The following is a 12210-nucleotide window of genomic DNA, read 5'->3' as shown; positions in this document are numbered from 1 at the left end:
TTTCGGCGCGAACTTTCGCACCCCAATTTCGGCGCGAAAAGGGGGGACGAATCCCGCTACGAGAAGTGGCTCCGGAAGTGCCCACTGCGAGCGACTTTGTCGGCGCTTCGGTAGGTGTCCTACGTGCAGTCCGACTTTGTCGCTCGCGGTGGTCAGGTGCGAAGCGGTCGCGGCGGCGGGTCAGCTGTCGGGTTCGGTGAGCTCCGGAGCCAACTCGCGCGTGGCCATGCCGCCGTCGCGGCCGTGATCCTCCGGACCCGGACGGCCGCCCTCCGGCTCGTCGGTCTTCTTCTCGTCGGCGGTCTCGTTCTTGTCGGCCATCGTCACTCCTTCGGTCGTGACCGGCGGATACCCCGTGGCGCGTCAGTCCATCCGTCCGGCATCCACGAGTCGAACCACCGCGACACCGGCCTCGTCCGATGCGGACAGGTCGACCTCGACGTCGAAACCCCAGTCGTGGTCCCCGGCCGGGTCGTCGAGGATCTGACGCACCCGCCAGACCTCCGGGCCGCGGTCGAAGATCAACAGCGCGGGCCCGCGCGCGTCGGGACCGGTCCCGACCTCGGCGTGCTCGGCGAAGTACTCCGCACCCACGTCCTCCCAGCGCTGCGCCGACCAGCCCGCATCGCCGTCCAGTTCCCCGAGCTCCTCCCACCGCTGCCGGGCGAACAGCTCGACCCGTCGGAACAGCGCATTGCGGACCATCGCGGTGAAGGCGCGCTCGTTGCCGGTCAGCGGCCGCGGCCGCGCCGGCACGGTGACCGCGGCGACCTCCGGCTGCGGACTGGTCAGCTGTTCCCATTCGTCGAGCAGGCTGGAGTCCACCTGTCGCACGAGCTCGCCGAGCCACTCGACGATGTCGGCCAGCTCCTCGGTGCGGGCCGACGTGGGCACCCCCGAGCGCAGCGCCTTGACCGCATCCGACAGGTACCGCAGCACCGCGCCTTCCGAACGGGTCAACCCGTACAGACTGACGTACTCCTGGAAAGTGCTTGCCCGTTCCCACATCTCACGCACCACCGACTTCGGTGACGGATGGGTGTCCCCGGCCCAGGGGTTGCTGCGGCGGTAGACGTCGAACGCGTGCTCGAGCAGTTCGGCCAGCGGCTGCGGATAGGTGATGTCGTCGAGCAGCGCGATGCGTTCGTCGTACTCGATGCCCTCGGCCTTCATCTCGGCCACCGCCTCACCGCGCGCCTTCTTCAGCTGCGCGGCCAGGATCTGCCGGGGGTCCTCCAGCGTCGACTCCATCACCGACACCACATCGAGCGCATAGCTTTCCGAGTCCGCATCGAGCAACTCGATGGCAGCGAGCGCGAACGTCGAAAGCGGTTGATACAGGGCGAAATCCCGGGGCAGGTCGACGGTCAGTTGGTATGCTCGCCCCTCCGGACGGTCGACACGTTCCATCACCCCGGCCTGCAACAACGAGCGGGCGATCCCGACCGCCTCACGGATCAACGACAGTTGTCGTTTCCGGGGTTCATGGTTGTCGGTCAGCAGGCGCCGCATGGCAATGCACGGATCACCCGGTCGGGCAACTACATCCAAGACCATCGCCGTCGACACCCGCATCCTGCCGACCAGCGGCTCGGGCGTGGCATCGACCAGCTTCGTCATGGTGGATTCACTCCAGGGAACCATGCCCTCGGGAACCTTGCGCCGCACCAGCTTCCGGCGCTTCTTCGGGTCGTCCGCGACCTTCGCGAACTGTTTGAGGTTCTCCACCTCATGGTCAGGGGCTTGCACGACGACGGTGCCCGCGGTATCGAAGCCGGCCCGGCCCGCCCGGCCCGCGATCTGGTGGAATTCCCGGGCGTTGAGCAGCCGCATCCGGGTGCCGTCGTACTTCGACAGCGCAGAGAACACCACGGTGCGGATCGGCACGTTGATGCCCACGCCGAGGGTGTCGGTGCCGCAGATGACCTTGAGCAGACCGGCCTGCGCGAGCTGCTCGACCAGACGCCGATACTTGGGCAGCATGCCGGCGTGATGCACACCGATGCCGTGACGCACCAATCGCGACAACGTGTTCCCGAACGCCGACGAGAACCGGAAGTCGCCGATCGTGTCGCGGATCGCGGCCTTTTCCTCCTTGCTGCTGACGTTGACGCTCATCAACGCCTGTGCGCGCTCCAGGGCGGCGGCCTGGGTGAAGTGCACGACGTAGATCGGGGCCTGTCCGGTGTCGAGCAGATCACCGATGGTCTCGTGCATCGGGGTGGTGGCATACGAGTAGAACAGCGGGACCGGACGCACCGCGTTGGCCACCAGCGCGGTGGGACGGCCGGTGCGCCGGGTCAGGTCGGCGCGCAGGGTGCTGACGTCGCCGAGAGTCGCTGACATCAACAGGAACTGGGCGCGCGGCAACTCCAGCAGCGGGACCTGCCAGGCCCAGCCGCGGTCCGGATCGCCGTAGAAATGGAACTCGTCCATCACGACCGTCGCCTCTGCGGTCATCTCGTCCGCGCCGCGCAACGCGATGTTGGCCAACACCTCGGCGGTGCAGGTGATCACCGGGGCGTCGGCGTTGACGGCCGCATCGCCGGTCAGCATGCCGACGTTGTCCGCGCCGAACACGTCGCACAGCGCGAAGAACTTCTCGCTCACCAGGGCCTTGATCGGCGCGGTGTAGAAACTGCGCCGGCCCGCGGCCAACGCCGCGTAGATCGCGCCGGTCGCGACCAGAGACTTGCCGGAGCCCGTCGGCGTCGCCAGCACCACATGCGAGCCGCTGAGCAGTTCGATCAGCGCCTCTTCCTGCGCCGGGTACAAAGCGGTGCCGGCCGCGGCCGCCCACTCGCTGTAGGAGACGAACAGCGCGTCCGGGTCGTCGGCCGTCCCGGTCGGCACCTTCAAGTCCATCGGACCCACTAAACCATCGGGCCCCCAGCGACTTGTTCCGATGCCATTGGCACCGTAATGTGGGCGCGTCCGAGCAGAAGGAGGCGACGGTCGTGCGCATCGCGGTCACCGGCGGTACGGGATATCTGGGCGCGCATACCGTGCGGGCGCTGCTCGAAGCCGGCCACGACGTGAAACTGCTGGCGCTGCCCCACGAGGCGGACAGCCGCGTGGTCGCCGAGCTGCGGGCGCTGGGACGCGCCGACGTCCTCGTCGGCGATGTGCGGTCCGCCGAGACGGTGACCGAGCTGCTCCGTGACGTCGATTCGGTGCTGCACGCAGCCGGTGTCGTCGGCACCAGCGACCGCCAGGCCGCGCTGATGTGGGAGATCAACGCCCACGCCACCGAAACCGTCCTGACCCGCGCGGTCGAGGCCGGGCTGGACCCCGTCGTCTCGGTCAGCAGCTACAGCGCACTGTTCCCCCCACCCGACGGCGTCATCTCGGCCGACACCCCGACCGCACCCGGGCGCAGTGCCTACGGCAAGACCAAGGGCTACGCCGACAAGGTGGCGCGCCGCCTGCAGGAGGCCGGGGCGCCGGTGGTGGTGACCTACCCGTCGAGCGTGGTCGGGCCGCCGTTCCACACGGATCTCGGTGTCACCGAACGCGGTTGGGCCCCCATCCTGCGCGCCGGTGTCGCGCCGAGTGTGCGGGGCGGCATGCAGATGGTCGACGTGCGTGACGTCGCCGAGGTCCACACCCGGCTCATGGCGCCCAACCGCGGTCCCCACCGTTATGTCTGCGGCGGGCAGTTGCTGACGTTCGACGAGATGATCGACGCGCTCGAGGCCGGTCTGGGCCGGCGGGTGCGACGCGTGAAGATCGCGCCGGGCGCCCTGCGCACCTTCGCGCGCTTCGCCGACGCGGCCGGCCGCTTCCTGCCACTGACCGACGGGCTCAGCTACGAGGCGGCCTGGCTGCTGACCTCGGCGACACCGACCGACGACCACACCACCACCCGCGAGCTGGGAATCACTTGGCGCGACCCGCGGCAGACCATCGCCGAGTCCGTGCGCTTCCAGCTAGCTCACCGCAGCGGTGAGCAGCTCGGTGATCCGCGCACGTAGCCGCGCGGCGTCACTTCCGCCCGCGGTTCCGGCGATCGTGGCCGAGAACAGGGCGGCCCCGGCCGCCATCGTCAGCAGCGCCCGCGCGTCGAGCTCGGCACGTCGACGCTGCGCCTCGGTGTCCGCGCGCACGTGGGTGAGGTAGAGCTCGACGGCGGGACCGCTGAACGTCGACCACACCGCCGTACGCAACTGTGGGTTCTCGGTCAGCGCAAGCATCAATCCGGGCACCGCGGCTTGCACGTCCGGCCGCTCGAACAGCTCGTGGCTGCCGCGCACCACCCAGCTGATCCAGCCACGCAGATCGGTGCCCGAGAACGGGCCCATGTCCGGTGCATCGCCGAGGATCGCGTGTAACACCAACTCCGCCTTGGACTTCCATCGGCGACTCAAGCTGGCCCGGCCCACCCCGGCACGGCCGGCGACCAGGCGCAGGCTGAGTTCGTCCCAGCCCACCTCGAGTAGCAGGTCCCGCGTCACCTCCAGTACCCGCGCGTCGATCGACGAGTCGCGGGGCCGGCCGGGCGAGCGTCCCCGGACGTCTGAGGTCATGCGCGGGCCCCCACCGGACTACCGGTTGCGGAACCGGCGCAGATAGCGCACCAACTGCCGCGCCGGGACCGGCTTGGGCCAGTCGTCGGTACGGAAGTGGGCGTCGGTACCGCCGTCGACGAAAATGAGGCTGCCGCACAGGAATTCGGCAGCATCGGAGAGCATGAAGCAGACCCACTCGGCCAGCTGGTCCGGATCACCGAACCCGCCGACCGGGACCGGGAAACGGCGCACCGCCTTGCTCTGCTGCGGATCGGCCAGTTGCTGTTCGAGCAGGGGAGTCATGATCGCGCCGGGGGCCAGCGCGTTGAGCCGGATCCCGGCCCCGGCCCAGTCGGGCTGCACGGCATGGCGACGCACCCACCGGGTGAGCGCGATCTTGGACGCCGCGTACATCATCGCCGGGGCGGCGGGCCCGTACAGCCGGACCGCCCGTTCGGCGCGCTGGACGTCACCGGCCAGCAGTGCCCGGACGGCTCGCGCAGGCACCAGCGGTGTGGTGGAGGTCGAATTGCTCGAGATGACGACGACCTTGGCGTGACCGGTGGCGGCCAGCGCGGGTTGCCAGCGCTGGAGCAGTTCGACGGATCCGAGGTAGTTGACCGCGGCGATCCGGCCGACGTTCGGGCTGCGGTTGGGCCCGATCCCGGCCGCGAGCACGGCGCCGTCGAGCCGGCCTTCCGCGGCGGTGAGCACCCGCAGGGACGCCTCACGCCGACCGCTCTCGGTGGACAGATCGGCGACGACGTCAGCCTCTTTGACATCGACGCTGAGGACGCGATGACCGGCGGCCCGTAGCCGCTCCGCGGTCGCGGCTCCCATACCCGATGCTGCGCCGGTGACGGCGTAGGTGCCCATGGACCTGCCTTCCGGAGTCGTGTGTGCGCGCGTCCGCGGCGCTCGCCCAGCCTAGTTCCGACGCCAGTGGCACCGGAAGTCAGTCGGCGTCGGCCGCCAGATCGTCGGTGTCGACGAACTCCAGTCCGCCGTCATCGAGCGCGACCGCCCATCGGCGGCTGGGGTCGACGATGCGGGTCTCACCCACCTCGACGGGATATCCGGCCTCGGCGCCGAAGTCCTCGACGATCACGCCGCGCTTCTCCTCCGGGGTGCCCGGTCGAACGCGTACCCGCTGGTCGATCGAGAATTCGGCGGTCGCTGCGGCGACGGGATCGGCTGTGTCGCCTCCGTCGGTGTTGTCGTCCACACCATAGGTATACAAGACCGGGCCGCGGTCTTTGCTGATGACTGCCCAAAACCGTGGTTCGGTGCGAGATTCTCCTCATCTGAGCGGTCCCAGGATTAGCCCGACCCATCGTCCGGCGGGCATAATCGCCGTCAATAACGTCATCGCCGCGATGCGGCGGAATCTGGTTTGGAGTGGTGGTGGCCGAAACCGTACTCGTCGATGCTGACGACGTCGGTGAAGCCGAGGCGGCGCTCAGCGCGAGCTATTCGGCCATGCGCCTGATGAAGGTGCCCGAGAACGTCGCCGCACGCACCCGCGTCTTCCGCAGCCAGATCGGGCCGTTGACGCTCGACGACGCGGAGTTCACCTACCAGCTGGCCACCGACATGGACCCGACCGACGCGGTGATGCTCTGCCGCGTCCGGTCGGGGGTGCTCGGCGGTCGCCTGCCCGGCCAGGATCTCGAACTGAACGGCGCCGGTACGGTCCTCGCGTTCGGTGGTCAGGTGGGACAACGCATCGCCGCCCACATCGACCGGGCCCGCTACGACGTCGTGATGCTGGACCGCTCGCTGCTGGCCGAGGTGGCGCTCGGGAGAGACGGCAGCGAACCAGTGGAGCTGTTGTCGATGTCCCCGGTGACGCCGGAGGCGAACCGCCACCTGGTCGATACCCTCTCCCACCTGCGCATCGGCGTCGGGTCCAATCCCTACGCCCTCAACCAGCCCCTGGTCACCGGGCCGCTGGCCCGCTACGTGGCCGCATGTGTGCTGGCGGCGTTCCCCAACACCGCGACCACCGACGACCACCACGACACCAACCAGGCGCAGCTCGAGCGGGCGATCGCCTACATCGACGACCACGCCGATACGGACATCTCGCCGGCCGACATCGCGGCGGCGGCGCGCGTCGCACCGTCGGCCGTGCACGCGATGTTCACCGCCCACCTCGGCTGCACCCCGATGGACTATCTGCGCCAGGTCCGGTTGCATCACGCGCACCGCGAACTCGTCCGCAGCGACCCGACTGCCACGACGGTCGCCGAGGTGGCCGCGCGGTGGGGCTTCGGGATCGTCGAGGCGTTCGAGGTGTTCTACCGCCGCCGCTACGGTGTCGACCCCGTCCACACCCTGACCAGCTGACCAGGTCGGCGACTAGGCTGCCAAGGGTGATCGAGATCGCCCTGGATGAGATGACCGGTTGGTTCGGATTCGGCGTCGCGGGTAACTTCGCCGGGCACCTCGAACAGGCCGGTGAGGCCGCCGACTTCGTCAACGTCACCAGCCAGGGCGCCGCCCCGAAAGGCATCTTCCCGTGGTACGCCCCCGGCTCGGACACCTTCCTCGGCGAGTTCCCGCTGTCCAACGATGAGATCGTGCTGCCGCCGTCCGAGGACTCCGGACCGCTGAACCTGCAGATCGAGCCCGAGGTGGGTCTGGTCTGCGAGGTGGTCTGGAACGGCGACACGGTCTCGACGCTGAAGCCGTTCGCGCTGGGCGCCTTCAACGACTGCTCGATCCGGCGGCCCGGCGCTCCCAAGATCAGCCATAAGAAGAACTGGGGCCCGTCGTCGAAGGGGGTGTCCTCCACCTTCTTCGACATCAGCGACCTCACCCCGGACGGCCCGACCGCGACCATGCGTCTGGTTTGTCACCTGCACAGCGACGGCGAGGAACACGCCTACGGCGTCGATAGCCCGCTGATCGGCTACTCGTACTATGGCGAAGTCCTGCTGGACTGGATCGTCGAGCGGCTGGCCAACCAGAAGGGGTCCCCGGACACCCCGCTCGAAGACGTCGGCGCGCTGATGGTGGCCAGCGGGCATCCGACCACCGTGCTCATCGGCATCGGCGCCACCCGCTACACGGAAGTCGGCGAGTCCACCTTCCTCAAGCCCGGCGACCGGGCAGTCGTGCGGGTCTATGACACCGCGTCGGACGCGTCGGCCGAACTCAACCAGCTCGTTCGGTAGAACCGTCGCCATTACCGTAGCGACCTCGGTTACCATCCCTCGTCATGGCGGCAGGTGAACAGGTGACGGTGTCGGGACAGCGTGCGCTGGTGTTGGGGGCCAGCGGCAACGTGGGGGCCTGCGTCACCCGGCACCTGGTCGCCGGTGGTGCCGATGTCCGCGTGCTGTTGCGGAAGACCAGTTCCACCAAGGGAATCGACGGCGTCGACGTCGAGCGCTGCTACGGCGATCCGTTCGATGCGGCCACCGTCGCCGCCGCGATGGCCGATCGCGATGTGGTCTACTACTGCATCGTCGACACCCGCGCCGAGTTGCGCGATCCCGCACCGTTGTTCGCCACCAACGTCGAGGGACTGCGCACCGTCCTGGAGGTCGCGGCCGCAAAGGATCTGCAGCGCTTCGTGTTCCTGTCCACGATCGGCACCATCGCCGTCGGCGAGAACGGCGAGACCGTCAACGAGGACACGCCGTTCAACTGGGCGGACCGCGCCGGCAACTACATCGCATCCCGCCGCGCCGCGGAGGACCTCGCGTTGTCGTATGCCGCCGACCGTCGGGTGCCGGTGGTCGTCTGCAACGTGTCCAACCCGTACGGGCCGCCGGACTGGCAGCCGCGGCAAGGTGTGTTCGTGCAGATGGCCGCACTGGGCAAACTGCCGTTCTACGTTCGCGGAGTCGGGTCGGAGGTGGTCGGCATCGACGACGCCGCCGACGCGCTGTTGCGGGCCGGCGTGCGCGGGCGGATCGGGGAGCGCTACATCGTTTCCGAGCGCTTCATGACCCACCGCGAACTGCTCAGCACCGCGGCCGACGCGGTGGGTGCCCGCCGGCCGCGCTTCGGGATCCCGATGGCGGCGATCCGCGGGATGGCCTGGGTGTCGGAGATCGCTGGATCGGTTCTCCGCAAGGATCTTCCGATGAGCCGGCAGAGCGCGTTCCTGCTGGAGTTCACCTCGCCGGCCAGCCACGCCAAGGCCACCCACGAGTTGGGCTGGCAGCCCGCCCCGACCGAGCACTCGATCGCGCGCGCCGCGGAGAACTACGTGCAGCGCGCCCGGTCGGCCTAAGATTCACTGCTCGAACACCGGGCAGGGCGGCGGTGGGTCGGCCAGGATGGCCGGCAGGACGAACGTCCGCAGATAGCGCCGCGCCGTGTCAGGGTGGTCACTGCCCGGGATGATGCCCAGCAGCATGGTCAGTCCGGTGGTGATCAGGAACTGGGCCACGTCACCGGGCTGCAGGCCGACGCGCAGCTGGCTGGCGGCGGCGCCGGTGTGCAGAGCGCCGACGAGCTGTTCGACGAGGTCGGGCAACGAGCGATCGGTGGCGATCAGTTGGGCGACGCTGCCCTCCTCGGTGTTCTCCGACAGCGTCTGCAGCAGCGGGTCGTGGATCAGCTCGGTGGCGACCACGACCAGGCTCTCCACCAGCAGGTCGGCCAGCGTGCCGTCCGTGGGTAGCCGGGTCAGCATCTCGGCTTGGGCGCGACGGGTCCTGCGGTGCACCGAGGCCTCGAGCAGGCGCTGCCGGGTGGGGAAGTGCCGGTAGATGGCCGCGCGGGAGTACCCCGCCTCGCGGGCGATGACCTCCATCGTGGAGGCCGCGTAGCCGCGCTGCAGGATCGACCGCTCTGCGGCGTCGATCAACGCCGAGCGGGCTTGTTCTGCGGTGTTCCCACCGCCCGGCGGGCGCCCGCGGCGCCGGGCGGCCGGTTCGCGTGCGGCCATCACGCTCCTCTGTGGTGAGGGAATGGGCCAAAGTATGCCGCAGCGGAACCCTTGTCCTTCCGGCCCGGCGACCGCTATAAAGAGACATCCAATTACAGATGTCTATTTAGGACGTCGGCACGAAGGGACTCTCATGAGGCGTGGCGTAGCGACTCTCGTCGGGGCGGGCGTGCTCGCCGCGTCGTTGGCGGGCTTTACGGTCGGGTCGGCGCCGGTCGCCGCGGCGGACTCTGACGAGGGGTCGAGTGTGTCGGCGGACCGCAGTCAACCGCGCGCCCGCGACGCACACCGCGCGGCGCAGCGCGAACAGCGGCGACCCGCCCGGATCGAACGGGAGGAGCCCGAGGTGCGGGCCGCGGAGGCGGACGACGAGTCGCTCGCGGGGGAGACCGAACCCGGCACCGGAACCAACTTTGAAACCAACTTCGAGACCGGCATCGGAACCGGCGTCGCCGAGCCCGTATCCGAGGTTCGTCGCGCGGTGACCGTCAACGTCGAACCGGACGCGCCGGGCCCTGTTGCCGAAAGGCCTGCTGCGACAACCGACGACGAACCGGCCGAAACCGCTGCTGCGGCAACGGACGATGAACCGGCCCAACCGCCCGCACAACCCGTCGGCGACGCCGCCGCGGCGGTGGCCGCGACGCCCCCGGCAGCCGACCGGGCACAGGCGGCGTCGCTGCACGCCCGAACCGAGGCGGCAGCCGCAACCCACACGACCGCGGTCACCACACTGCGCACACCTCCGCGGGCCGAACCGCAACGGCGGGCCACGCTGGTCAACGTCGTCGGCTCGATGGTGCTCAACCTGATCGGAGCCGTGGTCCGGCTCATCGACGGTCCTCCGATGGTCCCCGCCAACAGCACCGTGACGGTGCGGACGTCGTCGCTGACGTTGCCGATCGGCAAAGGCCGTACGGTGCAGGCGGACTGGTACTTCCCCGAAACCGTCACCGACACTACGCGACTGGTCTACCTGCAGCACGGTTTCCTGGCCAGTGCGCCGATGTACAGCTACACCGCGGCAGAACTCGCCGAACGCACCAACAGCATCGTGGTCGCGCCGACATTGTCGTCGAACTTCTTCGCCCCCGACGCCGCCTGGGTCGGCGGGTCGACCATGCATCGCGCGATGGCCGAACTGTTCGCGGGCGAACGCGCCGCGCTGAACGAAAGTGCCAGCGCAGCAGCAGGTTACGACGTCATTCTGCCCACTGAGTTCGTCATGGTCGGACACTCGGCCGGGGGCACGATGGTCACCAGCACCGCGGGCTTCATGGCCGACAACGGCGCCATCGATGACCTGATCGGCATCGTCATGCTCGACGGGGTGGAACCGGCCGGCTCCCGCCTGGTGTCCGATGCGCTGGCCAAACTCACCGGCGAGGCGCACCGGCCGATCTACCTGATCTCCTCGCAGCGGTACTTCTGGAGCCGTGGCGGCGACATGGCCGACAAGTTGTCGCTGGCCCGGCCGCACGAGTTCACCGGCGTCGGGCTCGAAGGTGGGATGCATATCGACTACATGACCGGCGGCAACCGGCTGATCAAGTTCGCGCAGTACGTTGTCGGCGGATTCAGCCAACCGCGAAACATCCACGCCGCCGGCCTGATCACCGCGGGCTGGGTGAACGACCTGTTCTCCGGAACCCGCGTCGACGGAGTCTACGGGGAGCCGCACGAGGTGATCCCAGTCGAGACATCAGCAGGCACCGCCACAGCTGTCGTGCTGCCGTTGGGCTACCCGTCCCGGCCGGTGTGGCCGATATGGCTGGACACGGTGCTGACCGCCGTCTTCGAGTTTCTCGGAGAGTACGTCTTCGTGTACGAGCCATTGCGGGGCCACGAGGTGGGAGTCGGTTACCCCGCCGCCACCTCGGCCAGCAGCTCCAGCACGCGCGGCAGCGACGGCGCCGGGTTGGCGGTTGCGTGAGCCGCCAGCAGGTCCACCGTCAACGACGCCGGCGACAACGGCACATACCCCACCCCGAGGATGTCCAGCTCGGCGGTCGGCGCCGGCACGATCGCGACACCCAGACCGGCGGCCACCAGCGTCACCAGCGTCGAGGTCTCGGCGACCTCATGCCGCACCGTCGGGACGAAACCGGCCTCGCTGCACAGGCCGGCCACCACGGTGCTCATGGTCGAACGTCCGTGACCGGCGTGCACCACGAACGGCTCGTCGCGCAGGTCGGTGACGCGGACGTGACGACGACTGCCGAGCCGGTGATCGCTCGGCACCGCCACCAGTAACCGGTCCCGGCGCACCGTCACCGTCGCGATGCCGGGCTGGTCGACGGGCGGACGCAGCAGCGCCAGGTCGATGTCGCCGGCGGCCAACGCGGAAAGCTGTGCGGGAGCCAGCATCTCGCCTCGGACATTGACCTCCAGACCGGGCAGCGCCTCACCCAGCGCGCGCACCAGCCGCGGCAACAGTGAGTAGGTCGCCGACCCGACGCAGCCGATGGTCAGCTGTCCCTCCACGCCGTCGGAGATGCGCCGCGCCTCCTGCCCGGCCGAATCGACGTCGTCGATAATCCGCACCACACGTCGCAGATAGGCCGCACCGGCGCGGGTGAGTTCCACCGACCGCGTGGTCCGGGTCAGCAGCTGGGCGCCGAGTTCCGTTTCGAGTTGCCGGATCTGCTGGGACAACGGCGGCTGCGCGATGTGCAGCCGGTCCGCGGCACGGCCGAAGTGCAGTTCCTCGGCGACGGCCCGGAAATAGCGCAGGTGACGCAGCTCGGGCATTGAAACTCCTGAAGTATCAACCAACGCATAATAGGTATTTCACGA

At 69.1% G+C, this 12210-nt stretch carries 12 protein-coding genes; 5 read left to right on the top strand and 7 right to left on the bottom strand.

What is annotated here, in order from left to right; all coding sequences use genetic code 11:
- Positions 1 to 180: 180 nt before the first annotated feature.
- Both ACAG25_RS10850 and ACAG25_RS10845 read right to left on the bottom strand, forming a co-directional pair.
- Positions 181 to 321: a hypothetical protein gene (locus ACAG25_RS10850; RefSeq protein ID WP_370488368.1), complete on the bottom strand. Its 141-nt coding sequence runs from the start codon at positions 319 to 321 to the stop codon at positions 181 to 183.
- 42 nt (positions 322 to 363) lie between these two features.
- Positions 364 to 2865, bottom strand: a complete 2502-nt coding sequence (locus ACAG25_RS10845; protein ID WP_370488367.1) for a DEAD/DEAH box helicase — start codon at positions 2863 to 2865, stop codon at positions 364 to 366.
- Between the two features lie 92 nt (positions 2866 to 2957).
- Here ACAG25_RS10845 and ACAG25_RS10840 point away from each other — a divergent pair, with 92 nt between their 5' ends.
- Complete coding sequence (locus ACAG25_RS10840; protein WP_370488413.1) at positions 2958 to 3974, top strand: NAD-dependent epimerase/dehydratase family protein; 1017 nt, start codon at positions 2958 to 2960, stop codon at positions 3972 to 3974.
- Here the strand turns inward: ACAG25_RS10840 and ACAG25_RS10835 are convergent.
- The 3 genes from ACAG25_RS10835 to ACAG25_RS10825 all read right to left on the bottom strand — a co-directional run bounded on the left by ACAG25_RS10835 (position 3930) and on the right by ACAG25_RS10825 (position 5733).
- Complete coding sequence (locus ACAG25_RS10835; RefSeq protein WP_370488366.1) at positions 3930 to 4526, bottom strand: helix-turn-helix domain-containing protein; 597 nt, start codon at positions 4524 to 4526, stop codon at positions 3930 to 3932. The two genes, ACAG25_RS10840 and ACAG25_RS10835, sit on opposite strands and share 45 nt — an antisense overlap.
- Before the next feature lie 18 nt (positions 4527 to 4544).
- Positions 4545 to 5384, bottom strand: a complete 840-nt coding sequence (locus tag ACAG25_RS10830) for an SDR family oxidoreductase (RefSeq protein WP_370488365.1) — start codon at positions 5382 to 5384, stop codon at positions 4545 to 4547.
- A gap of 79 nt (positions 5385 to 5463) precedes the next feature.
- Positions 5464 to 5733 (bottom strand): hypothetical protein, encoded by a 270-nt coding sequence (locus ACAG25_RS10825; protein ID WP_370488364.1) that lies wholly within the window; start codon positions 5731 to 5733, stop codon positions 5464 to 5466.
- Positions 5734 to 5912: 179 nt separating this feature from the next.
- Here ACAG25_RS10825 and ACAG25_RS10820 point away from each other — a divergent pair, with 179 nt between their 5' ends.
- From ACAG25_RS10820 to ACAG25_RS10810, 3 genes are read left to right on the top strand one after another with little or no spacing between them, the layout of a single operon-like run.
- Entirely contained in the window at positions 5913 to 6857 is a 945-nt protein-coding gene (locus ACAG25_RS10820; RefSeq protein ID WP_370488363.1) for a helix-turn-helix transcriptional regulator, read from the top strand.
- A gap of 26 nt (positions 6858 to 6883) precedes the next feature.
- Positions 6884 to 7687, top strand: a complete 804-nt coding sequence (locus ACAG25_RS10815) for a DUF5718 family protein (RefSeq protein WP_370488362.1) — start codon at positions 6884 to 6886, stop codon at positions 7685 to 7687.
- 44 nt (positions 7688 to 7731) lie between these two features.
- Positions 7732 to 8754, top strand: a complete 1023-nt coding sequence (locus ACAG25_RS10810; protein WP_370488361.1) for an NAD-dependent epimerase/dehydratase family protein — start codon at positions 7732 to 7734, stop codon at positions 8752 to 8754.
- Between the two features lie 3 nt (positions 8755 to 8757).
- On the opposite strand, the gene ACAG25_RS10805 is transcribed toward ACAG25_RS10810, so the two are convergent.
- Positions 8758 to 9414 carry a TetR family transcriptional regulator gene (locus ACAG25_RS10805; protein WP_370488360.1) on the bottom strand — a complete coding sequence of 219 codons (657 nt, stop codon included), beginning with the start codon at positions 9412 to 9414 and terminating at the stop codon, positions 8758 to 8760.
- A 133-nt stretch (positions 9415 to 9547) separates the two neighbouring features.
- Between ACAG25_RS10805 and ACAG25_RS10800 the strand changes: the two genes are divergently transcribed.
- Positions 9548 to 11347 (top strand): alpha/beta hydrolase, encoded by a 1800-nt coding sequence (locus ACAG25_RS10800; protein ID WP_370488359.1) that lies wholly within the window; start codon positions 9548 to 9550, stop codon positions 11345 to 11347.
- On the opposite strand, the gene ACAG25_RS10795 is transcribed toward ACAG25_RS10800, so the two are convergent.
- Complete coding sequence (locus ACAG25_RS10795) at positions 11275 to 12165, bottom strand: LysR substrate-binding domain-containing protein (RefSeq protein WP_370488358.1); 891 nt, start codon at positions 12163 to 12165, stop codon at positions 11275 to 11277. The two genes, ACAG25_RS10800 and ACAG25_RS10795, sit on opposite strands and share 73 nt — an antisense overlap.
- Positions 12166 to 12210 lie beyond the last annotated feature (45 nt).

The sequence above is a fragment of the Mycobacterium sp. pV006 genome (genome assembly GCF_041287115.1).
GTDB lineage: Bacteria > Actinomycetota > Actinomycetes > Mycobacteriales > Mycobacteriaceae > Mycobacterium.
The sequence above is the reverse complement of the archived record's forward strand: the minus strand, read 5'-3'. Positions and strand labels throughout refer to the sequence as shown.